Source organism: Vibrio profundi, assembly GCF_005281835.1.
GTDB lineage: Bacteria > Pseudomonadota > Gammaproteobacteria > Enterobacterales > Vibrionaceae > Vibrio > Vibrio profundi.
In genome coordinates this window covers 37,883-61,407 of the sequence record NZ_RZIS01000012.1, presented here as the reverse complement: position 1 = coordinate 61,407, position 23,525 = coordinate 37,883, and the positions used below count along the sequence as shown (strand labels likewise).

22 protein-coding genes are annotated in these 23,525 nt (G+C 43.6%); 13 read left to right on the top strand and 9 right to left on the bottom strand.

What is annotated here, in order from left to right:
• Positions 1-2 precede the first annotated feature (2 nt).
• Positions 3-962: a nitrilase family protein gene (locus ELZ11_RS21360; RefSeq protein WP_137359407.1), complete on the bottom strand. Its 960-nt coding sequence runs from the start codon at positions 960-962 to the stop codon at positions 3-5.
• A gap of 98 nt (positions 963-1,060) precedes the next feature.
• Here ELZ11_RS21360 and ELZ11_RS21355 point away from each other — a divergent pair, with 98 nt between their 5' ends.
• Positions 1,061-1,936: a LysR family transcriptional regulator gene (locus ELZ11_RS21355; protein WP_137359406.1), complete on the top strand. Its 876-nt coding sequence runs from the start codon at positions 1,061-1,063 to the stop codon at positions 1,934-1,936.
• A gap of 69 nt (positions 1,937-2,005) precedes the next feature.
• Here the strand turns inward: ELZ11_RS21355 and ELZ11_RS21350 are convergent, their stop codons facing one another.
• Positions 2,006-2,638, bottom strand: a complete 633-nt coding sequence (locus ELZ11_RS21350) for a response regulator (RefSeq protein ID WP_137359405.1) — start codon at positions 2,636-2,638, stop codon at positions 2,006-2,008.
• Complete coding sequence (locus tag ELZ11_RS21345) at positions 2,635-4,014, bottom strand: sensor histidine kinase (protein ID WP_137359404.1); 1,380 nt, start codon at positions 4,012-4,014, stop codon at positions 2,635-2,637. The genes ELZ11_RS21350 and ELZ11_RS21345 overlap by 4 nt, the downstream gene beginning before the upstream one ends.
• A gap of 474 nt (positions 4,015-4,488) precedes the next feature.
• On the opposite strand from ELZ11_RS21345, the gene pstS reads away from it, so the two are divergent.
• The 7 genes from pstS to ELZ11_RS21310 all read left to right on the top strand — a co-directional run bounded on the left by pstS (position 4,489) and on the right by ELZ11_RS21310 (position 10,626).
• Positions 4,489-5,535: a phosphate ABC transporter substrate-binding protein PstS gene (gene pstS / locus ELZ11_RS21340; RefSeq protein ID WP_137359403.1), complete on the top strand. Its 1,047-nt coding sequence runs from the start codon at positions 4,489-4,491 to the stop codon at positions 5,533-5,535.
• Between the two features lie 138 nt (positions 5,536-5,673).
• On the top strand, positions 5,674-6,594 hold the full coding sequence (gene pstC, locus ELZ11_RS21335) for a phosphate ABC transporter permease subunit PstC (protein ID WP_137359402.1): 921 nt from the start codon (positions 5,674-5,676) through the stop codon (positions 6,592-6,594).
• Positions 6,591-7,430, top strand: coding sequence for a phosphate ABC transporter permease PstA (gene pstA, locus ELZ11_RS21330; protein ID WP_137359401.1), 840 nt, complete (start codon positions 6,591-6,593; stop codon positions 7,428-7,430). The genes pstC and pstA overlap by 4 nt, the downstream gene beginning before the upstream one ends.
• A gap of 86 nt (positions 7,431-7,516) precedes the next feature.
• The gene (gene pstB / locus ELZ11_RS21325) at positions 7,517-8,275 is read left to right on the top strand and encodes a phosphate ABC transporter ATP-binding protein PstB (RefSeq protein ID WP_244291703.1); all 759 of its coding nucleotides are present in this window, start codon (positions 7,517-7,519) and stop codon (positions 8,273-8,275) included.
• Positions 8,276-8,737: 462 nt separating this feature from the next.
• Complete coding sequence (hpf, locus tag ELZ11_RS21320) at positions 8,738-9,094, top strand: ribosome hibernation-promoting factor, HPF/YfiA family (RefSeq protein ID WP_137359400.1); 357 nt, start codon at positions 8,738-8,740, stop codon at positions 9,092-9,094.
• Positions 9,095-9,225: 131 nt separating this feature from the next.
• Positions 9,226-9,381, top strand: a complete 156-nt coding sequence (locus ELZ11_RS21315; protein WP_137359399.1) for a DUF3012 domain-containing protein — start codon at positions 9,226-9,228, stop codon at positions 9,379-9,381.
• A 192-nt stretch (positions 9,382-9,573) separates the two neighbouring features.
• Positions 9,574-10,626 carry a sensor domain-containing diguanylate cyclase gene (locus ELZ11_RS21310; protein ID WP_137359398.1) on the top strand — a complete coding sequence of 351 codons (1,053 nt, stop codon included), beginning with the start codon at positions 9,574-9,576 and terminating at the stop codon, positions 10,624-10,626.
• Positions 10,627-10,673: 47 nt separating this feature from the next.
• On the opposite strand, the gene ELZ11_RS21305 is transcribed toward ELZ11_RS21310, so the two are convergent.
• On the bottom strand, positions 10,674-11,510 hold the full coding sequence (locus ELZ11_RS21305; RefSeq protein ID WP_137359397.1) for an SGNH/GDSL hydrolase family protein: 837 nt from the start codon (positions 11,508-11,510) through the stop codon (positions 10,674-10,676).
• A 234-nt stretch (positions 11,511-11,744) separates the two neighbouring features.
• On the opposite strand from ELZ11_RS21305, the gene agaR reads away from it, so the two are divergent.
• The gene (gene agaR, locus ELZ11_RS21300; RefSeq protein WP_137359396.1) at positions 11,745-12,509 is read left to right on the top strand and encodes a transcriptional repressor AgaR; all 765 of its coding nucleotides are present in this window, start codon (positions 11,745-11,747) and stop codon (positions 12,507-12,509) included.
• Positions 12,510-12,672: 163 nt separating this feature from the next.
• Here the strand turns inward: agaR and ELZ11_RS21295 are convergent, their stop codons facing one another.
• On the bottom strand, positions 12,673-13,926 hold the full coding sequence (locus tag ELZ11_RS21295; RefSeq protein ID WP_137359395.1) for a Gfo/Idh/MocA family protein: 1,254 nt from the start codon (positions 13,924-13,926) through the stop codon (positions 12,673-12,675).
• A gap of 341 nt (positions 13,927-14,267) precedes the next feature.
• Here ELZ11_RS21295 and ELZ11_RS21290 point away from each other — a divergent pair, with 341 nt between their 5' ends.
• The 4 genes from ELZ11_RS21290 (at position 14,268) to ELZ11_RS21275 (ending at position 18,584) form a co-directional block, all read left to right on the top strand.
• Positions 14,268-15,512 (top strand): ABC transporter substrate-binding protein, encoded by a 1,245-nt coding sequence (locus ELZ11_RS21290; RefSeq protein ID WP_208746728.1) that lies wholly within the window; start codon positions 14,268-14,270, stop codon positions 15,510-15,512.
• Between the two features lie 69 nt (positions 15,513-15,581).
• The gene (locus ELZ11_RS21285; protein WP_137359394.1) at positions 15,582-16,484 is read left to right on the top strand and encodes a carbohydrate ABC transporter permease; all 903 of its coding nucleotides are present in this window, start codon (positions 15,582-15,584) and stop codon (positions 16,482-16,484) included.
• Positions 16,485-16,494: 10 nt separating this feature from the next.
• Positions 16,495-17,370, top strand: coding sequence for a carbohydrate ABC transporter permease (locus ELZ11_RS21280; protein WP_137359393.1), 876 nt, complete (start codon positions 16,495-16,497; stop codon positions 17,368-17,370).
• Positions 17,371-17,402: 32 nt separating this feature from the next.
• Positions 17,403-18,584 (top strand): ABC transporter ATP-binding protein, encoded by a 1,182-nt coding sequence (locus ELZ11_RS21275; protein WP_137359392.1) that lies wholly within the window; start codon positions 17,403-17,405, stop codon positions 18,582-18,584.
• Between the two features lie 447 nt (positions 18,585-19,031).
• Here the strand turns inward: ELZ11_RS21275 and ELZ11_RS21270 are convergent, their stop codons facing one another.
• The 4 genes from ELZ11_RS21270 to ELZ11_RS21255 all read right to left on the bottom strand — a co-directional run bounded on the left by ELZ11_RS21270 (position 19,032) and on the right by ELZ11_RS21255 (position 23,463).
• The gene (locus tag ELZ11_RS21270) at positions 19,032-19,886 is read right to left on the bottom strand and encodes a tagatose bisphosphate family class II aldolase (protein ID WP_137359391.1); all 855 of its coding nucleotides are present in this window, start codon (positions 19,884-19,886) and stop codon (positions 19,032-19,034) included.
• A gap of 50 nt (positions 19,887-19,936) precedes the next feature.
• The gene (locus ELZ11_RS21265; protein ID WP_137359390.1) at positions 19,937-21,094 is read right to left on the bottom strand and encodes an SIS domain-containing protein; all 1,158 of its coding nucleotides are present in this window, start codon (positions 21,092-21,094) and stop codon (positions 19,937-19,939) included.
• On the bottom strand, positions 21,079-22,386 hold the full coding sequence (locus ELZ11_RS21260) for a D-tagatose-bisphosphate aldolase, class II, non-catalytic subunit (RefSeq protein ID WP_137359389.1): 1,308 nt from the start codon (positions 22,384-22,386) through the stop codon (positions 21,079-21,081). The genes ELZ11_RS21265 and ELZ11_RS21260 overlap by 16 nt, the downstream gene beginning before the upstream one ends.
• A gap of 177 nt (positions 22,387-22,563) precedes the next feature.
• Positions 22,564-23,463 carry an ROK family protein gene (locus tag ELZ11_RS21255; protein WP_137359388.1) on the bottom strand — a complete coding sequence of 300 codons (900 nt, stop codon included), beginning with the start codon at positions 23,461-23,463 and terminating at the stop codon, positions 22,564-22,566.
• Positions 23,464-23,525: the final 62 nt, after the last annotated feature.

The following is a 23,525-nucleotide window of genomic DNA, read 5'->3' as shown; positions in this document are numbered from 1 at the left end:
TACTATTCTTCAGCAAAGCGAGCCTGATGCGGGTCGAGCTCATTCCCCAAAGCTTGTGTCATTGGTTGGTACAAATCAGGTCGTCGGCCTCGAATCCATCGGCGACCCGTGCACATCTCCAGCTCTTGCGCTTTCAGCTCTGCTATCACCATGTCGTCTTCTATGCTGTCGGTCTCGACTATGGTTTCACCATACGGGCTTAATATCATCGCGTTTCCAGTGCGAACTTCACCCGTATCAACGCCTACCCCATTACTGAAGATCAAAAACATTCCGTTGTCATGTGCGCGCGCAGGCAACCAGCGCATTAACCACTCTCTTCCATTTTTCCCCTGCATTTCGGCGCGGATGGCCTCAGGATCTTTATCTCGATTGAGCCACAGGTTTGGATCAATGTGCTTCATCGAATTTGGACTTCGAGACTGACAACCACCCGTTTGGTGCGGTGCAATCAAGATGTCCGCTCCTTTTAACGCCGTGATCCTGACATTCTCTACTAAGTTGTTATCCCAGCAAATTAAGATCCCTACTTTGCAGCCGTGGGGCGTATCAAACACAGTAAAATCACTGCCGCTGCTCATATATGGGCTAACGAAGGTGTGTAATTTACGATGCTTTTTAACTTCCCCGTTAGGCATCGCAAGTACATAGGTGTTATACAATTCGCCATCTTCACCGAGCTCAATAAGCCCAGCGCCAACACTCACCTTGTTTTGAGTGGCTAACGCCAATAAACGCTGAGATGAACTGCCAGCTGGTATACGTTCAGCGCGTTGTTCAATGTCTTCTCGGGACAGCTTAGAGACATGCCAATAACCGGTGATACACATTTCGGGAAAGCATATAATTTCAACACCTTGCTGAGCTGCTGACTCTACGTATTTCTCTATCGTTGCTAAATTGTAAGCTTTATCATCGGCATGGTGGTTGAATTGAACTGACGCGACTTTCACATCTCTCATAGTATTCCTCTCATTAGCTTGGTTACAATTCCGCCAGTATAAAAAATCAAAACAATTCCATATAATGAAGAATATTCTGCTTTTCATGAGTGTTTGGAATGGATATTGATTTGCTTAAAGCTTACTGCCAGTTAGCGGCGTCAGGGAATTATCGCCTCGCTTCAGAACAATTATTTATGACTCAGTCGGCTTTGACTAAAAAGATTCAAAGACTAGAATCCCAAATAGGTACGGCTCTGTTCGAGCGCGGGAGAAATGGTGCAGAGCTCACTCGTGCTGGCGAAACATTATTGCCTGAAGCGCAAAAGCTGGTTGGTTCAATGCAAGCTTTTGAACAGTTATCGGGATTGGTATCGGCCGGGACAAGCGGACACCTCAATATCGGTTTTGGTGTGTCCACCTATCATGTCGCACCTAAGTTGATTTCTGAATTTAAAGCTAGGTTTCCGTCCGTTCACATCACTTTGAACGACACGCCATCACAGCTGCAAATTGACCAATTACAAAATCATGAGTTAGATATCAGTTTCAACCGGATCCCAAATATTCCTGCGCTCGAGAGCCAACCTTTGTTTGAAGACTCGCTGGTTATCGCTGTGCATAAAGATAGTAATATCACTCCTGAAAACTTATTCACGAGTTTAAGCGCATTGCCCTGCTTAAAGTTAGCGCGTCATCGTGGACCAGGGCTCGATAAACAAATTCAACAATATTGCCTTCACCACCATCTGGAGCTCAATGTCGCTCAAGAGGCGGATGATATTCTTACTTTGCTGGCACTGGTTTCCGCAAATCTAGGTTTTACCATAGTGCCAAGTAGCGCCAGACACCTTAGTGATCATTCAATTAAGTTTTTATCGCTAACAGGGGAAAAGTCGACATGGAAAGTTGGGGTCATTTGGAATGCCAACAGGCAGCACCCACTTAGAGATCAGTTTCTAAAGTTTGTGAACAATAACCTTGGTGGTGATTAAGAAACAAAGAACATTGGATAGAGGACATACTTAGCTTTTTCCAAGCCAATTCCACTCAAAAGATCTGATTTACTGCAGCATGCTTGAGTGCACTGCTTTACCACGTTTGGTCAGGGAGTAAATTCTATTTTCACCTTTCTCTACTAGGCCACAATTTACGAGTTGCCTCAGATGGAAGTTAAATTTAGTGTGATCCTCAATGCCGACAATACGGCATAGATCCATAAACTTTAACCTTTGATGTGTTCGGAGATGATTGAGTACGGCTCTACGTATGGGGTTAGCTAACGCACTGAAAATTTGATCATTACTGCGCTCTTCAATGGGAGTTAATGGAGATCTCTCAGCATGCACTCGTTTTAGCGTCACCGATAATGCTGCTAAGTTAAATGGCTTAGTTAAGAATTCATCGGCGCCTTTTTTCATCGCATCAACCGCGACATCTACCGTCGCGAAAGCTGTTGTAATGATAATGCCAATATTAGGCTGCTGACGACGTAAGTTAGAAAGGGCTTCAATGCCTGACATCCCTCCCATCACCACATCAAACAAAGCAAGGTCAAAACTCTGCTCGGTCGCTGCGTCGATGGCAGACTCCGCATTATCATACCCCACAACGTCAAACCCCTCTAAAGAGAGCGCTTCTATCAATACTTCTCGTAGCTGCTCGTCATCTTCCGCTAATAGTAGTTTTAAGCTCATTGCAGTGCCTTAGGTAATCGAATTTGAACGCATAAACCACGCTCAGTGTTCTTCAATGATAACTCACCGTGGTGCTGCATAAGTATTTGCCTACAAATCGCCAGCCCCATACCGGTTCCTTCGCCAACACCTTTCGTTGTAAAAAATGGCTGTATCACTTTATCTAATAACGCATCCGGTACGCCTGTACCTGAGTCAGTGATTTCCACAATCACGAAGTTCAGATTTACGTAACCTAAGATAGAAATAGATTTAGTGTCTTGGCTAGCATCTATCGCATTCGCTAGTAAGTTGACCAGCACTTCTTCTAAAAGAACCGCATCACCTTGAACTGATAAGTGTTCTGGCACATGAACTTCAATAGAAAAGTCTGACAAACGATACTCAATTAAAGACGTAGCCGACTCAACCAGTTGATTAACCGTTATTTCCTGAACATTCATTTTACGATGATGGGCAAAACTCAATACCTCTTGGCTAATATGTGCAGCACGTTCAATACCATGCCGAATACGCAACAACTGGCGAGAGGAGTTTTCGTCATTCGGCAAATGCGCCTCCAATAAATCGCAACTCATCAGTGCACTACTTAACGGTGTTTTTACTTCATGAGCCACGGCTGACGTGAGTTCTCCTAACTCTTTCAATTTTGCGTCTTGATAAGAATTCTGCAGTGCCGTTTCTATTTGTCGCTCTCTCTCAATATCGAAGACTCTAAGCGCTCTCCATAAAAAAACCAGGATCGCAATTGCTGCACCTGTTCGCAGGAAAATAACCCAAATTCCCAAATCAGAAAAGAGAATGCCAGCACTAACGCCATACGCAATCATTGCCGTACCAGTATAGGTAAACGGTGACGCGGCTCCATGCCCCGCATCATAAAACTGTTTAGCGTAGACAATCAGAGTTACGCCCGCGAGCAAACCGGAACCAAAACCAAATAGCAGGCGTATGTGCTCTGCACTGGTGTCTATATATTGTTGAAAAGGCTGAGTTTGATATCGAATGAATAGGCTTGAGACAAACATAGCCATCAATAACGTTAGCCCTGCTTTCAGCCACTTTGACCAGCGTAATTCAATTAAGTCGATCATTTTCCAACCAAACGCGCCTAACGCTAAGAAAGAGACCCACAACTTAACGGCTTTGAAAACTTCAATATTAATAGAATGACTGTACTCATGCTCATACAACTCAATATAAAGTTCAGACCACTCATGAATACCATGAATAAAACCAAATACTGCGAGAGTCGGTAAAAGCTTAGAGATACTTATTTGACTGTTTTGGTAATTCCTAAAAATAATAGAAAAGCCAATTGCGAAAAACGCCAAGCCATATATAAGATAAATTGAGAATAGAATGAGCATGTCCATTTATTTAGTCTAAATCAAAGTTCTTAATCACTTCAATATAATTGTCACTTCTATACGACTCCATCTCAAGTTCCCTCCGATCCCAAGTAAGTCACAGTCTCACTGATTTTAGCCACCCTAGAGAGTGTTTCGCTTTACGTATCGCCTTTTAAGCTGGGCACAACTCGACTCGAACTTTGGAACAACCAATCGCACTTGTGGCTACTCTGAAAGTGAAAAATCAAACCGATTCTGTGAAGTTTATTTATCAGAATAGATGGTTTTAGATAAACCTTTTCAATTTATATCGATTAGAAACACACATTAATAAAACTGAAATATTTCATTAATAGTCTCCACCTCGACAACTTAATCAGTCTAGTCACATTTTACTGAGCTTGAATAATCACAATGTTTTACTTGAACACTAGAACTTTTATTTATTCAAACACCGATATTGTTCATATTGAATAATAGATTAACTGGAGATATACCGTGAAATTGATTAAATCTACACTATTGTCGTCTTGTTTAGTCGCGGCAACTTTTAACGTTTCTGCCAACACGACGATTAATGGTGCAGGTGCGACCTTCCCTCATCCAATCTATGCAAAGTGGGCTGAGCAATACCAGCAAGCGACTGGTGTGCAAATCAACTACCAAGCAATTGGTTCAGGCGGTGGCATTCGTCAAATCACAGCTAAAACCGTTGATTTCGGCGCAACAGATGCACCATTAACCATTGATGAACTCAACAAAGAAGAGATGATTCAATTCCCAATGGTGATGGGCGCAATCGTACCCGTTGTAAACATCCCTGGCATCAAAGCAGGTGAAATGAAACTGACAGGTGAACTGCTTGCAGACATCTATCTAGGCAAAATTAAAAATTGGAACAATGAAGACATTGCCTCGCTAAACAGCGATCTAACGATTCCTTCTCAACCGATTTACGTTGTCCACCGCTCAGATGGGTCTGGCACCACATTCAACTTTACTGAGTACCTTGCTCAAGTAAGTAAAGATTGGGCAGACCAAGTCGGTGTTGGTAAAGACATCACTTGGCCACGTGAAGCCACAACTATTGGCGGTAATGGTAACGCCGGAGTCGCTAATTTCGTTAGCCGAACCCGTGGAGCAATTGGCTACGTGGAATACGCTTTCGCGAAACAAAACGACTTAGTTCACACGCAAATGGACAGTGCGGAAGGTAAGTTCTTGCAGCCAACGATGGATAGCTTCCAATCTGCAGCAGCAAATGGTGACTGGGCGAGCGCACCTGGCTACCACTTACTTTTGAACAACCAGCCAGGTGCTAACTCTTGGCCGATGACCGCTGCAACTTTTATCTTGATGCATAAAGATCAAAAAGACTCAGCAAAAGCCCAAGAGATCATCAAGTTCTTTAACTGGAGCTATGAAAACGGCGCTTCAGCAGCGGAAGAGCTAGATTACATTCCGATGCCGAAAGCCGTCACTCAGATGGTGAACGACACTTGGTCACAAGAACTCACTACCAATGGAAAAACCTTTCTTAATTAATCGATGATTTGATTCGTTGAACCTTAACATCACCTTTAATTAAGAGCCTATACTGCCAGTTGTGACTCTCTAGCACGGGCTAACACCTACGCGATTGGGTCGCCTCTGGCAGTATTTATAACGCATATGAATACGACAATGACGACAAAGAGACTGGATGGAGATTCGATTTTTGAAAAATTGAGTTTTACTTCATCAATTCTTATTTTTATCGCTTTAACAGGCATCATTCTTTCTTTGATTGATGGTGGCTGGCAAGCATTCTCAGAATTTGGTCCTGGTTTTGTTTTTAACAATGTTTGGGATCCAATTAATAGTAATTTCGGTGCTGCATCAGCAATCTATGGCACATTAGTAACCTCATTCATCGCAATTTGTATCGCCGTGCCGATCGCATTGGGTACCGCTATTTTCCTTGCAGAATTAGCACCTAAATGGATCAGCCCCCCAGTAAGTAAAGCCATTGAACTGCTCGCTGCTATTCCAAGTATTATTTACGGCATGTGGGGCTTATTTGTATTTGCGCCATGGTTCTCAGAAGGATTCCAAATGTGGGCTCTCACTTACCTGGCCGACATTCCGCTAATTGGTGTTTGGTTCAGTGGGCCGCCAATCGGTATTGGCTTACTAACCGCAGGCATTATTTTATCTTTTATGATCTTACCGATCATGACGGCACTCACTCGAGATGCTCTGCGTTCAATCCCAGATGTATTACGTGAAGCGGCTTATGGTGTAGGTGCGACACCATTCGAAGTGATCACTAAAGTCCTGTTACCTAAAGTAAAAAGTGCCGTTGCAAGTGCTGGGATTTTAGGATTAGGTCGCGCTTTAGGTGAAACGATGGCCGTCGCTTTTGTAATTGGCGGTGCCAACCGCATCGAAACATCACTCTTTATGCCAGCAAGCTCTATTTCTTCGACCATAGCGCAACAATTCAATGAAGCGACGAATGAAGTGCATATTTCATCACTCATTGCGCTAGGGCTTGTTTTATTTGCGATTACTTTTTTGGTCATGGGAACAGCACGCTACCTACTGAAGCGAGGTGAATCATGAACATCAGAAAATTCAAAAACGCACTATTTTTTGCCTTTTGTATTGCCGCAACGGCATGTGGCCTAATCGTCTTATCAAGCATCCTTTACACGTTAATTGGTGAGGGGCTAAAAGGACTGAAATGGAGCCTATTTACCGAACTGACACCAGCACCGGGAAGTGAAGGTGGCCTCAAAAATGCCATCTATGGAAGCCTTTTACTTACAGGGATGGGAATCGCGATTGCTGCTCCACTCGGTGTACTCGCGGGCACTTGGTTATCTGAAGCTCCAAAAGAAAATAAAACGGCCGAAACACTACGATTTTTAAATGGGATGCTAGTTAGCGCACCATCGATTTTAGTGGGGTTATTTGTCTACGCGGTCGTTGTCGTACCTATGGGATCTTACTCTGCATGGGCGGGAGCGATTGCATTGGCAATTCTTGCATTGCCAGTCATCATTTCATCAACAGAAGAAATGCTTCGACTTGTCCCGCCCACATTAAAAGAAGCGGGAAGTGGTTTAGGTGCACCAAAATGGCGAGTGATCACTAAGCTCAGCTACCGAGCTGCGGGACCAGGGATCATCACCGCAATTTTGCTCTCTGTCGCACGTATTTCAGGAGAAACCGCTCCGCTGCTCTTTACAGCATTGAATAGCAGTTTCATGACGACCAACATGAGTGCACCAATGGCTAACCTGCCTGTCACCATCTACCAATATGCGATGAGCCCATACTCATCCTGGCAGGAGTTAGCTTGGGCCGGAGCTCTATTAATTACTTCCTTTATTCTATTTGTAAACGTACTAGCGACAAGCTTGCCAAAATATCTGAAAGCGAGAAAAGCATCATGAACGCAATGACTGATTCATTAATGAACGACACGCCTTTTTCTAAAGGCTATGAGCCTGCTTCAAACAGTGCGGCAAACGACCAAGCCATGCATTGTCGCATGCAAATAGAAGACCTTAGCTTCTTCTATAACAAAAGCTTACCAGCTTCACTTAAGAACATCACAATGCCGATTTACAATAATAAAGTAACAGCATTGATAGGTCCTTCAGGGTGCGGTAAATCCACTCTTCTTAGAACGATGAACCGTATCTACGATTTGTATCGAACTCAGTATGCCGAAGGTGACATTTTACTTGATGACGAGAGTATCTTGGGCTCGATAGACTTAAATGAACTGCGTTCAAAAGTTGGTATGGTATTTCAAAAGCCGACTCCTTTTCCTATGTCGATATACGAAAACATGGCCTTTGGCCTAAAGCTAAAAGGGGGGCTGACTAAGCAAGACATCGATACACAAATCGAGAAAGCACTTAAAAGAGCCCATTTATGGGAAGAAGTGAAAGATAAAATGCACGCTGATGCCATGGGGCTTTCTGGAGGTCAGCAGCAACGATTGTGTATCGCACGAACCATTGCGTTACAGCCTGAGGTCATTCTAATGGATGAACCTACTTCAGCGCTCGATCCAATCGCGACCGCTGCAATTGAAGAGCTAATTACAGAACTGCGTGAGAAATACACAATCGTGATTGTTACCCATAATATGCAACAAGCCATGAGAATATCTGATCACACTGGGTTTATGTATTTGGGTGAGTTGATCGAGTTTGGTGAAACGCAGCAAATCTTCAATGCACCTAAAAATGACCGAACTAAGCGTTACATCTCGGGTGATTTTGGTTAACAACTGCCTCGTTGGGCTGTCTCCAAGTTGAGATAAAAACAAACTTTCTAAAAGCGTAAGTTCCACTCCAATGGATCTGCGCTTTTTTTATAGCGAATTAGATTAGACGATACATACCGTCGACTTGCCTTCACTCTATCAAACGAAACCGGATTAGAGCGCGTTTCAAACAGAGATAGCATTACACAAGCAAAAAACGAATAACTCGCTAAGCTTATATATTTAAACGGAGAATATATTTTTGAACTAAGGAACAAACGTTCTATAAGGAAAGAGTAGATTTTCACCACAAGTCAAAATCACGAAACATAATATGCTGACGTACGGGCAAGTATTCAAGGGGTAACAGTCAGATTATTTGATAACACTGAACTTAATCACACATGTGTAAATCTACACTTGGTTAAAATACAGCGAGTTTGCTACGTTTAAATGACACAGTCATTGGAAAGGTATGATTATATGAAAGTAAACGTTCAAACACATCACGTATCAATTAACGACGACTCACGTAAAGAAATCGAAAGCAAGTTTGAGAAGATATCATCCCACTTTCCACAATTAATCAGCTGCGACATCATCATTACAAAAGAACACGGCCAACACGAAGTAGAAATTTTTACTAACTACGAAGGCGTGCGTGTTTCTGCGAAATCGACGAACGATATTATGTACCCAGCGATCTCCTCAGCTCTGAAAAAACTAGAAGCAGGATTACGAAACCGTAAAGGGCAACTGAAGTCTGATCTTCATGAGAAGCCAACGAGCACAAAACCTGAAATCGCTTCAGACATCATCCAAGAGATGAAACTTGTATAACCTCGATTAATCAAATTTTTGAAGCCAGCAGCAATGCTGGCTTTTTCATCTCTGGTATTCTCAAACTTTGACTGTACGATAAACACAGATACGCTTTTAATTATGAGCAAATGGACATTGAGAAGGTCACTATGAAAAAAATTTCAGTCGTCATGTTATTAGCTCTATCTCTTACAGCCTGCGCAGAAGTTGGCAGTGAAAGGTGGTGTGAAAACATGAAAGATAAACCTAAAGGCGATTGGACAGCGAATCAAGCTGCCGACTTTGCTAAGCATTGTATTTTCTAACTCGACTTATTTTACTAAACCAAGCTCGCGCTTGGTTTAGTTTTCTCTACAGTTCACTGATTTTCCCTGCATTCTCCCATTTTCATCGTTCCGCTACCTAATCGCCATCTCAGTTGTAAGATTGTCAATGAGCCACTCTTTACCTAAACTTTTAAATTAAGGTACATAAGTTGTTCACGGGGGACTCCCAATTTGAAATTTTGCTCTCTCGAAGCCGATGCCTCAGCTAAGCAGGACAAACACGCCTATTTCCCATTGGCATTTTTTGACGAGCTCTCCCAAGCCGAATCTTTAGAGGACATTCTTCACAGTACCTCCTATTGGATTAAAGAGATCTTCCACTCCGACCGAGTCAGTGGGGCGTTGCAACAAGACCCCAACTTCTTATCTTTATTCGCATTAACTGGTAACCAAGCCATCCCATTGGATCGCGCCATCCCTATTGAAAACACTATGGTTGGTAGCGTATTTAGCAACGAGCAGCTAGCAATTTGCAATGACACAACGGAAGAAGCCCTTCTCGATTGCCAATGGTTAGCTGAAGGCGGATTGTTGTCATGCATGGATGCCCCGCTTATCAGTGAAGGTCGTTGTTATGGCACTATCAACATTGGCCACCACGACAAGTATCATTTCAACGAACAAGATGCCCGCGTTCTAACGAGTTTAGTCAGTTGGATCGCATCTCAGATTCGAGTACAAAAGAAAATGGTTAAGATGGAGAACCTGGCCAATATCGACACGCTCACAGGGATCCTTAACCGACGTGCGTTTATTGAAGCGACTAAACTCATCAACAATAAACCTCGCGCCTTCGATAAAAACCACGTGCTGCTGATCATCGATATCGATAACTTTAAATCACTCAACGATGAATACGGCCACTTAGGTGGCGACGAAGTGTTAGTTACCATGGCACGGCAGATTCAAAGCATTAAACGCAATAGCGATTTATTTGCCAGAATCGGCGGAGAAGAGTTTGTATTGTTACTGAGTAATATTAACGAGAAAGAGGCATTGGACCTTGCCGAAAAATACCGTTATTCGATTGAGAAAATGTCGGTATTTTTTAACCGAAAACACCTTAATATTACCGTGAGTATCGGACTTTCTAGCCCTAAAAATGCCGACGCAAACTTTAGGGCGGTGATTGCTCGTGCAGACACCGCTTTATATAAAGCCAAGCAAATGGGACGTAACCAAGTACTTTGCTGGAGTGAGCAGCTAGAAAACAACCAAATGTGATCGTTCTTACATTGAGCGAGCCTGCGTAGGGTCGTGGTCTTATTCCATTAGAGGTTCGAAGTTTTCAATTCAGGCTTTAAGATTTCTAACCACTTCAAATACGCATACGCCGATAAATGCAAATCATCACAACTATACTCGTCTAGCAGTTTGCTCTGTGGGGCGAGTACTTGGTTTACATTTAAAAACCTAAGCTGATGGGTTTGGCAGTAATCGAACAATTTTTGGTTCAGCTCCGTCACTTGGCTAGTTAAGCTCTCCAACCTTTCACCGCCATATAACGTTGATTGAACCAGCACGTCGACTCCTTTTTCACGCCATACATTAAGCATCTGTTGGTAGTTTTTAAAAACTTCATTAACGCTGTACCCTTGAGCTAAGTCGTTAATACCCGCCATCACACACACCAGCTTAGGCTTAACCAATAAAGTAGTATCAATACGGCGTAACATGCCCGCAGTGGTGTCTCCGGCAATGCCACGATTGACTAATGAGTAGTCACGCAGCGCATCGACCCAAGGCCCCCACTCGGTGATTGAATCGCCAAACATCACCAAATTAGCTTGTGGGGCATAATGCCTGTGACCATCGGTTGCCAAAATATAGCGGCTCATACTGTGCCCACGCTGTTCAAATTCCAACTTATCTTTCAAACGCTGAATAGACTCAGAATCTCCGCCTGAGAAATTCGAATCTTCTAGTAAGCGTTCTATTTGTGTTTTAAACGAGCTCAATCGCGTATCTAAGCCATGCTCTTTCTTAATCTCGTTTAGCGCATCCATCAAGGTATACAAAGAGATAGAATCTCCAACTTCTTGATACAAGGTATATAAGTCAAGAATAGGCGCTTTACGAAGTGCATCCAATAGCGTGTTTTTATCCATAATCGTTTGAACTCAAATTTAAACAGTACACTCATACTAAAAGATAAGTCAGGTGAATGCTGCTGCAACATCGCCCTTTCGAGTAAATTTTTCAGCTTTCGTCAGAATCTATTTCCGAAACAGACTTTATTCATCACAAAACCCTTATTTTTCTTCTACCTAGAGTAATTATTCGTGTTTTTTTTCCTTTTATTTGGATATATTTTAGATAACGCCCCCTGAAATAGATACGTTATGAAACAAACAAGTAAAAGAAGAGAAAACATTCTCAGCCAGTTGAAAGAGAATGGCAGCGTTTCGGTTATTGAGCTTTCTCAAGAGTTTGATGTGAGCACAGTGACAATCCGTAACGACTTAGCCTATCTAGAAAAGAAAGGTTTACTTATGCGTTCCCACGGGGGAGCAATTAGCGTCCAAGATATCGTTCCTGAAACAACCATCGAGGTTAAAACCTCACTCAACACAGGCCTCAAAGCGAGCATTGCTCAAGTGGCGGCTGATATGGTCAAAGATGGCGATAACATCATTCTAGATTCAGGAACGACCACCGAAAAAATCGCGCAGTTGCTAGGAAAGAAGAAAGGTGTCGTAGCCATGACTAACGGCTTAAACATCGCGCAGAGCCTTTCACAATATAGTGACGTTGAAGTCATGATTACTGGCGGTAGCTTAAGACGCAAAAGCCAATCTTTTTACGGGACACAAGCTGAAGATAACTTGCGTTCATTTAACTTCAGTAAGCTATTTCTTGGGGTAGATGGCTTCCATATTGATAGTGGCATCACGACTCATAACGAAAATGAAGCTCGACTGAACAGAATGATGTGTGAAGTCGCCAATGAAGTGATTGTGGTTACGGACTCAAGCAAATTCGGTAAGCTTAGCCTGCACAAAATCATCCCATCAGAAAAGATAAACACCCTGATTACTGATAATAAGATACCGAAAGAATACAAGCTGGCTTTGATGGCAAAAGGCATCAATGTCATCACGGTCTAAGTAAGCATTTCAACCGCTTAATGTTTTAGACCCATCAAGCAGTATGAACATTAAAAAAGCCCCGCAAAGTGATTCACCTGCGGGGCTTTTTAGTTATTCCTTTATAGGCAAGTAGACACTCACGCTAATGTTTTATCTTACCTATATTGAGCCTGTGCTGACATTACAGTGTGACATCAACGACTTTCTTTTCTAGTCGCGATTGTTCGGCTGCAAATACCGTAAGGTGTGTTTCTAGCGTTTCTTTTGGCCCCGACAGCACTTTCGTTGGGTCATTATTCGCAACGGCCGCGACAAACTGCTGCATCATGTAATAATCACCGCCACCATGGCCTGTCATTGCTGTGTCTGATTCTACGGCGTTAACATCATAGACCGTCTCTTGATCCGTTCGGAAATCACGTACCTTGATAAGGTTACCGTCACCTTCTACTTGACCATGGGTGCCAAATATACCAGTTTTACGATCTGCATATTCTGTAAAAGCAGTCATGGTAAATGACGCTGATTTCCCTTGCTCAAATTGAAAGTTCACCACTTGGTGGTCAACAACATCATTGTCACAGAGGTAAACACATTTCCCGTAAGGGCCTGTTTCTAAAGCCTCTTGTAAAACCTCTTCACCCTGTAGCGGAGTGACAATTTTCTTGAAGTAGTCACCTCCGTATCCCTGTTCTAAATACGCTTTCTTAGCAGAATATGGACAAGTACTTTCTACTGAACAGTCAAAGCAATTTTGCCCTGCACCTTGTGGGTGGTTCTCTTTTTTAAAGTGATATAAACCACCAAAAGAATGAACCGATTCCACAGGTGTATCCATGATGAAACGAATCCAATCTAAGTCGTGACAGGCTTTAGCAAGCAACATAAAAGTCGACTCTTCTTGATTTCGCCAATTACCTCGGACAAAAGAGTGCGCTTGATGCCACCAGCCAACAGGTTCTAGGTGTTGCATTGTCACGACTTCGCCAATCACACCACTGTTTAATATTTCCTTCAGCTTTGTGGTGTAACGTGTATAACGTAACACGTGGCAAACGCCGAATATGATGTCGTTTTCTTGTGCGGCATGAACAATTTTCCGGCACTCTTCCGCACTTGGCGACATCGGCTTTTCCAGCAACATATGGTACTTCTGCTGAGCAAATACGATTGCTGGCTCGGTATGCATATTGTCTTGCGTGCAAATTAATATCGCGTCTGCAATCTTTCCTTTTTCTGCGACTTGTTCCCAGCTCTCGAATAACATTTCAGAAGGAATATCATGCTGTTGCGCCATGGATTCACGGTACGCTGCTCTCGGCTCCGCCACTGCGACCACTTTCATTTCATCGGGGTGCTCTAGTGCGTATTTCGCGTAAAGCTCTCCACGAGCACCACCACCGATCACAACCACGCTTATTGGCTGACTATTCATTGCTCACCTCACTATTATTATCAATATTCCCTTCTTGATATCGAGACAAAAAGAAAGACAACAAAAGATTACGAAAGAACAAGCAACAAAATCAACTATGGATATAAATAGTTGTGATACAGCACAGTTATTAATCACAAGCACGGTAGTGATAAGAAATAAATCTAATAAATACATATATATAAATCAACACATCAAACCATAAAGTGTATTTATCATTTTATTAACAAAAGTGAGTATTAAGACCGCTATCACACCTTTATCTTTTTCAGTGTGATAAAAAGTAAATGAAAGAAAACGAAAACAAAAGAAATGTACATCTACATCAAAAGGGATCTGATATGAGCAATAATAAATTATTAACGCAAACGTTGTTATGTTCTTCCATGGCAATGGCAACTGGAGCATTTGCGGCTGATAAAGTTGAAATCCGCTACGGTATTTGGGACAGAAACCAACTACCAGCAGTAGAGAAAATTGTTGAACGTTTCGAAAAACAAAACCCAGATATAGATGTAGAGATAGAACTAACCCCTTACAAACAGTACTTCGTAAAACTCAATGCAGCGGCAAGCGGTGGAGTAACACCGGATGTATTTTGGATGAACATGCCAAATTTCAGCGTTTACACTAAGCACGGTTTGTTAGCACCAATCGATGAATACCTGCAATCTTCTGACACCAAGCTTGATGATTTCGTCAACAGCTCCGTTCAAGCTTACAACTCTGCAGGAAAACAATATGGTATCCCTCGTGATATCGACTCAATTGCGGTTTGGTACAACAAAGAGCTTTTCGATAAGGCGGGTATCAGTTACCCAACCAATGATTGGACTTGGTCAGACATGGAAAGCAAAGCGACCGCTATCCAAAAAGCGACCGATGATTCTGTTTACCCAATCATGATGAACTTAACAGACGGTCAAGAAACCTACTTCAACATCATCTTACAAGCCGGTGGCGATATTGTTAGCCCAGACAAGAAATCAACGGGTGTTGCCGACGATCGCTCCATTGCTGCCTATAAGAAAGTTCAAGACCTGATGAAGAAAGAACTGCTTCCAAGCGCTCAGCAAATCAGTGAACTTAGCATGAGTGAAGTTTTCCAATCAGGCCGTGCGGCAATCGCTTATTCAGGTTCATGGAACTCACTTCCTTTCTCAAGCAACCCTGAAATCAACGACCATATTGGAGTGGTGACTATGCCAAAAATTGAGCGTAGCGCAGGCGTGTCACACAGTATTGCTTATGTCATGGCAGAAAAAACACCGAATAAAGAGCAAGCATGGCGCTTCATGGAGTTTCTAAGCAGTGATGAGGCTCAATCTATCCTTGCTCATTCACGTACCGTAATCCCAGCAAAAACCACCGTGAGCAACGAGTGGGTTGAATCATTCGACACAGTAGACGTATCTGCCTACACGCAAGCACTGAAAAGCGCGCACCAATACCCTACGGCAGCGAATACCGCTAAGTGGCACTCTATTCTTAATGACGGGTTGAAAAAAGTTTGGTTGGGTTCAGAGCCTGAGCAAGTGATGCCTAAAGTCTCTAAGCGTATCGATAGAGTTCTAAAGAAAGGCTAATCCGATAATGGGAGGCAACCAGCCTCCCTTTCACGGTTAACTGGTATTGCATAACAAAAAGGATTTACCATGCTGTCGAGCACCCAACCAGCACTGAGCCAATTAGAAAAAGACTCCCGCTTCTGGGGAGTTGTCATGATTTCACCGCTGGTGATCGGCATGGCGATTTTCTTTTTCTTCCCCTTTTTCCAAAACATCTTTTATAGCTTTACTGATCTAGGTGAGTTCGAAGTTTGGAATACGATCAGCACCGAAAACTATCAATACCTCAAGGAAGATGGGGAGTTTTTTGGCGCACTCATCAATACGCTTTTCTATGTTGTCGTGTGCGTGCCAATCATCGTATTGCTATCACTGCTTCTTGCCATTGGCATCAACCAAAAGATCTCTGGTCTCAGCACATTCCGCACCTTGTTATTTTTGCCTGCTGTCACTATGCCTGCGGCGGTCGCAATGGTTTGGAAATGGTTGTACAACAGTGACTTTGGGTTGCTTAACCAATTTTTGTTAGGCATCGGCCTAGAACCTGTTGCTTGGTTATCTGATCCGGAAATGGTTCGAGTAAGCTCCGCTATCGTAGTTATTTGGTCTTCTGTCGCGTTGAAAATGATCATTCTCCTTGCTGGGCTACAAGGCATTCCAGGGCAACTTTATGAGGCTGCGGCCATAGATTGTGCAGGCCCAATACGCCGATTTTTCTCTATCACCTTACCTATGATGATCCCTACTTTGTTTTTTGTATCCATCATTGCTTTTATCGAGATATTGCAGACATTCGATGTGATTTACCTTCTTTTCGGTGAAGGTTCGATGGTAGAAGAACAAACAATGACCATTGTTTACCTGTTTTATAAGTACGCCTTTGTGTACCAAGAGAAAGGTTATGCATCTGCTATTGCCGTTGCCCTATTCCTCATCACTATGGCGATTACATTAATACAGATTTGGCTTGGCAAGCGCCTAAACCACTAAGGAGAGCGTAATGACATCTGCTTCTGCAACACTCAAAACAGAATCTAAACACAAGCCAAGCAAGTTTACGTTTTCATTCGAAAAAGCGTTGGTTTACTTTTTCATGGTGCTCGCCACCATCGCTACTATCACACCATTTATTTGGATGATTCTGACCTCGGTGAAAACGCAAAGTGAAGCGCTTAGCGTGCCGCCCAAGGTCATGCCGGATGAATGGCAGCTCTCGGCTTACGCGAAAATCATTGAAGAGCTACCTTTCATTCAGTTCTATGTGAACTCGATTTTAGTCACTTTCGCAATGGTGCTTCTACAAACACTTATCGCGGCAATGGCGGCATATGGATTCGCACGGCTTAAATTTCCAGGCCGTGATGCCATCTTCATGATTTGTGTATCGATTTTAATGGTACCAGGGCAAATATTTCTCATTCCTCAGTTTTTGATCATTCAAGAGATGGGGCTACTCAACACACTGACAGGCCTAGTGTTACCGGGGCTATTCAGTATTTACGGCGCTTTTTTGCTTAGACAGTTTTTCGTAAGTGTACCGAAAGAGATAGAGGAAGCCGCGATCGTGGATGGCCTCAACCATTTTCAAATCTTTTACAAAATCATGTTGCCGCTGATAAAACCAGGCCTTATCGCTTGTGTGATCATCAATGGTTTATGGAGCTGGAACAACCTAATGTGGCCACTCATCGTCAACACATCATTTGACAAAATGACGCTACCTGTCGGATTAGCTTCGCTATCAAGCCGAGCTGGCGTTGAATACCCAATGCTAATGGCTGGCGCACTCATGGCCATTATCCCAATGCTATTCCTTTACATCTTATTTCAAAAACACTTCATCGAAGGTGTTGCTAGCGCTGGCGTTAAGGGCTAACTCGCGCTTTAAATTAATTCAAGGAGACCCACATGGCTGGTGTAAAACTAAAGCAAATTGAAAAGCAGTACCCGAATGGATTTAAAGCCGTACATGGTATCGATCTAGACATCAAAGATGGCGAGTTCATGGTTTTTGTCGGGCCGTCAGGTTGCGCGAAATCCACGACGTTACGAATGATAGCAGGGCTAGAAAGCAACACAGGTGGAGAGATTTGGATAGGTAACCAGTGCGTAAACGGCAAGTTGCCGAAAGATCGTGGCATTTCGATGGTATTCCAAAACTATGCGCTTTACCCACATATGAATACTTATCAAAACATGGCCTTTGGCCTTAAGAATGCTGGGTTCCCTAAAGATGAAATCCACGAACGAGTAATGGATGCCGCTCAAAAATTAGAAATCGTCGACTTGTTAGATCGCAAGCCAAAAGAAATGTCTGGTGGGCAATGCCAACGCGTCGCGGTTGGCCGAGCAATCGTCCGTAAACCAGATGTATTCCTGTTCGACGAGCCACTCTCTAACCTTGACGCTAAGCTTCGTGTCACGATGCGGGTCAGCTTAATGCAGCTTCACCGCCAGCTTAAAGATGAAGGCGTGAGTTCCACCATGATTTACGTTACCCACGACCAAGTTGAAGCCATGACCATGGGCGACCGCATCTGTGTTTTGAACCAAGGTCAGGTGATGCAAGTGGATACGCCAATCAACCTATATCACTACCCAGCGAATAAGTTTGTGGCAGGTTTCATCGGTAGCCCGTCCATGAATATTATCAGTGCAAACTACCACCCAGATTCAGCAAGCATTGACCTTGATGTTGGCCAGCAAATGGCGATTCCAGCCTCAGTCCGTTCATTAATGAAGTTTTATGACCAAGACAAAGTGTGGTTCGGGCTACGTTCAGAGCACATAAAAGTCGAGCATCAAAGCACCGATGAAAATATCGGCGCAGCTATCGTCAATGTAGAGCGAATGGGGAATGAAGATTTGCTGCACTGTAAAGTGAATCAGCATATGTTCGTGGTTAGAACGGCGTCTAACCCTAGCTGGCTACCAAGCATTGGAGAACAGGTATATTTGAACTTCGATTTGAGCGAAGCGCATCTATTTGACCACCGAACGGAAGAAGCTTTAATCGTAAGACAGCGCGTAACCGACTCGGCAACGACCAACGAGGTCCATCAAATTGAGCCACAGTCAAAAGCCAGCTAACTTCTAATAAGTAACGCTACATAGCGTATGAAAAAGGCTTCCTCGGAAGCCTTTTTAGTTGGTTCAAAGTCCTCATCTTCTATCTTCTATCTTCTATCTTCTATCTTCTATCTTCTATCTTCTATCTTCTATCTTCTATGCAGTATTGCTCCAGCCATGCACTCCGCTTAATACGAGCCTGCGACATACTCTTTCTCCCGTCTAAATCGTTTCAGGGTCACGTAGCACTTATTGTCGGTAATGTTCACATAGCTTCACCGCTTCCTAACCTCAGAGTAAAGTGCCAAGGCATGCGCTTGATACAGACGCAGAATGGAGCTTTCTTATATGCTTAACCATCTGATGTTTATCGGAGTTAGCCAGAAGATAATAGATAATTAAGGAACAAAAAAAGCGGCCCAAAGGCCGCCAAAGAGAAGAACTAAAGAGTTGAAGATTGTAGTCGGTTTATAACTTACCCTCACTCCCACATAAGCGTATTTTTTCTGCGACAACTTGTTTCATTGCGACTTTCCCCGGCACTATGTATTTACGAGGATCATTAGCAGTCGGGTTTTCGATTAGATAACGCTTCACGGCATCGGCAAACGCGATTTTAAGCTCAGTCGCGATATTCACTTTGCACACTCCGGTTTCTATGCAGCGACGAACAGATTCATCAGGAACACCCGAAGCACCGTGCAATACCAAAGGAATATCTACTTGGCCTCTGATTTTGTCTAACCTTGCAAAGTCTAGCCTTGGCTCGCTTTTGTATAAGCCATGTGCGGTTCCAATCGCAACCGCTAGCGAGTCAACACCAGTACGACGCACAAACTCTGCCGCAGAACTAGGGTCAGTCATGTAAGCATCAGCGGAATCCACGATCAAATCGTCTTCCTGCCCGCCTAAACGACCGAGTTCAGCTTCGACACTTACGTCATAGCGGTTACAGTAATTGACGACATTTCTCACGATATCGATATTGCTATCAAAGGCATAGTGGGAGCCGTCAATCATGACTGAGCGGATGCCGTGCTCGACCTTATTCTGAATATCTTGAAAGTCTTCATGATGATCTAAGTGCATTACCAGTGGGATATCGTGCTTTTTCGCCGCTTCATTACATATCGCGACCATATAATCGGTACCAGCGTAATCGTAAGTGCCAGGAGTGCCCGCTAGAATCACTGGCGACCCCATTTCTGACGCTGTCTCTACGATGACTTGAACCGTTTCCAAGTTATGCATATTAAATGCAGGAACCGCATAACCCTCTTTTTGCGCGCGCTTTAACATTTCACGTGAAGAAATTAAGTACATAAGCCCTCCAGGCTTAATCAGTGAGGCGTTCTCTTAGCCCCATAGTGAGACTAAAAGTTATGAATTTTTACGCCTTGAACCACTCGATTCACCTCACCGCTTGGACAAGGATTATCTGGGGTTAAGCCAAGCGCAAGAGACTTCTCAAAAGCCAACATTTGTGCGAATAAAATGTATGGGAACGTCAGCCATACGTCTTCTAGGTCGCAGTTAAGGTTGAGCTGATTTGAACACGCTTCTAAATCGCTTTGAGTGCCTGATAACACCACAATTTCTTGGGCAATGCCGTCACTCTTCAATTCATTGAGTAGATCGTTATCGTAACGACGGGTATAAACGTTCGACGACAACATTTGAACCACAACGGTTTGCGGATCGACAATGAATTTAGGCCCGTGGCGGAAACCTAAAGACGAATCAAATGCCGTCATGATCTGGCCAGCGCTTAGCTCAAGCGACTTTAGCGCCGCTTCCTGCGCCAATCCACTCAGGCCCCCACTTCCCAAAAACACCAGTCGCTGGTAATCCGTCGCCGCCAGCTTTTTAGACGTACCCTGCCAGTTTACGAGAGCCTGTTCACTGATCTCACTAATGGTCGACACCACACCATCCAGCTCATCTAAAGGGATTTGCCCAACGGTTGCCAATGCAGAAAGCGTCATACAACTAAAACTTGAAGTCATAGCGAAGCTAAGATCATTTGAACCTTCAGGCATCAGTAAGCAATAGGCATTGCTCTGCACTTCAGCTTGCTTTGCCAATTGTCCGTCTGGATTACAGGTCAAAAATAGGTGGTAACATTGATTCACCACTTGATTCGCTAATTCAACAGCCGCAACGCTCTCTGGGCTATTACCTGAGCGAGCAAATGAAACAACTAAAGTAGGCACATCTGGGTCGAAATATTGATAAGGGTTCGACACCAATTCAGTACTTGCGATTGCATCAACTTGAGCATCACAATGCGTGTTTAACCAAGGGCTAATCGCTTTACCCGCAAACGCTGAAGTGCCAGCACCGGTTAAGATCACGCGGATATTGTGTTGCGCTAAAATAGGTTCCAAGAATCTATTGAGTTCATCGGAATGTTGCTTAATCAGCTGAGCAGTTTGCTGCCAGAAGCGCGGCTGCTGAGAGATTTCCTTGGCGGTATGAATTGCATTTTTACTTTCTAACCAAGCTTCTTCGTATCCTAAATAACTTCGCATAACACTTCCTCTTTCAATGACCCAACACACGCTTGGCTGTAGGTTTCTGTAACTTCCATGATTTTATGTATGACGAGAGCTTTAGGGTTGAGATCGATCTCTCCCCTCACCACGGCTTGTAACTGCGCAGGCAAATACTGGCTCAGCAACGTTAGTGGTGGTGGATTTTGCGTAAGATTCTCGAACAACACATTGAGAGATTTTTGAACTTCCGGATGTGGCCAGTAGTAACGGATACGATCACTAAAACTGTAAGTGCAATCTAAAATCTGCTGATGCCCGGCAGCTTGATAGTAATTAGCCCAATACTCTGGTTTTTCTCGCATCACTTGTTCAACAGTGCTTCGTAGGTGCGAGGCTTGCTGAACACCGATCCATTCTTGTTCTAGCTTATCGAGAGCAAACAGAGCTTCTCTCAAGGCAAATGTTAACGCGGGGCCGACTTTTAAAATGGCGAAATGATCTTTGACTAAAGCTTTGTAAGCGGAAGCTGGCTGATAGTCGGTAGAGTGCGCTTCAAACAACATTGTGGGTTGAGTATCAATAAAGCGGCTGAGTTGCTGTGATTTATCTTGCTGATAATGAATCACTTTATGATGGTCAAATTCCACACCAGGTTGAACGACCAACCCAATCACTCGTGGCCACACATGGCTCAATCCAAAGTCATCAAAAGCACTAAAGTGTTCTTCAATGGTTTGTCGAGCCGATGACTCTGTCGTGACTTCCAATTCATCCAGTGATTCTTGCGCCCCGCCAGGCACTGGGACCTCGGTTCCGACAACATAAACTGGCGCTTCGCCACCGACGCTTTTCCATGTCTGCTCAGCTATCGCGCACAAACGTGCCGCTCTTTCAGCTACAACAGAATCGGTAAGTGGGACAGAATCTCCTAAACAAGACATTGAGCAGTCTAGATGAATCTTTCGAAAGCCAGCTTCGATATAGCTTTGGATAAGCTTTTCAGATCTATCCATCGCTTCTTCTGCGGGCAAGCTTTGCCAACAGTTTGGCCCTAAGTGATCGCCACCAAAGACAATACGATGGTAGGGAAACGAAACTTCATCCGCTATTTCACGAACCAATTGAGTAAAATCATTCGGTTGCATTCCCGTATAGCCACCGTATTGATTGACTTGATTCGACGTCGCTTCAATTAATACGATACTGTCATCTTTGAGCCCTTGCCTGAGCGCGGCTTCAATGACGAGTGGGTGAGCAGAACAAACGGAGTACACGCCTACATCCTCACCTTCTTTGTGCCTCTTAACTAACTCGAGCAATAACTCCATCTACTTCCCCTTTCGGCTCAATAGCCGTGATGACTTTCATTTTCTTTTCTTTAATCTATACAAACAAAACGAAAGAAACCGATATTTAGATCACAATAAAAAGAAAACGAAAGACACAAAAAAGCCCGCTATAGATTAAAACGGGCTTTTGAAAGAGTAGATTTAGGGGAAATTCGTTCAGCTAGCCAACATTGCGGCTCCTCGGACTCCGCTAGAATCACCAAACTTAGGGGGAACAATATCGGGCATGATCACCGCACTCAATAAATGTTCAGATAGGCATTCTTTCACTTGGGTATAAAGTTCAGGGACCTTACTTAGGCCGCCACCAATCACTATCACATCTGGATCATAGGTATGGATAACATTCGCAAGGGAGCAGGCCAGTATATCGATGAAGGCAGAAAAGGCCTGCTTGGCAATATCGTCACCGCCTCGCATTCTATCAATGACCTCTTTGGTTGATACATCTTCACCATCAAAGAAGCGATGCAAAAAAGCCAAACCCCGCCCTGAGATATAACGCTCAATACACCCTTTGTGACCACAGCCACAATCACGAATAGGCAAACCATACTTCTCAACAAACATAGCCGGTAATGGAGAATGCCCCCATTCTCCAGCAATGCCATTTCTTCCTTTAACTAATTGACCATTAAAGCAAAGTCCACCACCAACTCCTGTTCCTAAGACCGCTCCGAACACTGAACTAAAGCCATCTCCTGAACCGCCATTGGCTTCAGAATACGCAAAACACTTACAGTCATTTTCTAACTCAGTATTACGGTTTAACCTTTGGCTTAAATCGGCTGCTATATTCTGCCCCGACGCTGCAGGTATATTGGAGGAGAGTAACTTACCAGTATGAATATCAATAACTCCCGGCATTCCAATCCCGACATAGCTATCGCACCCGCACACTTCATCAGCCGTTTCGACTAATTCAGCAAGAGTACTAAGAAATTTAGCGTAGTCATTCCCTGGCGTGGGCAAACGCTTTTTGAATACTTCTTGATAGTCATCGTCAAATGCGACGATTTCTATTTTGGTGCCACCGATATCAAACCCGTAATGCATGAATGCTTCCTTTCTTCCAATATTGAACTCTGCAGTGCAGCAAGATGTACCCTATCAATAGC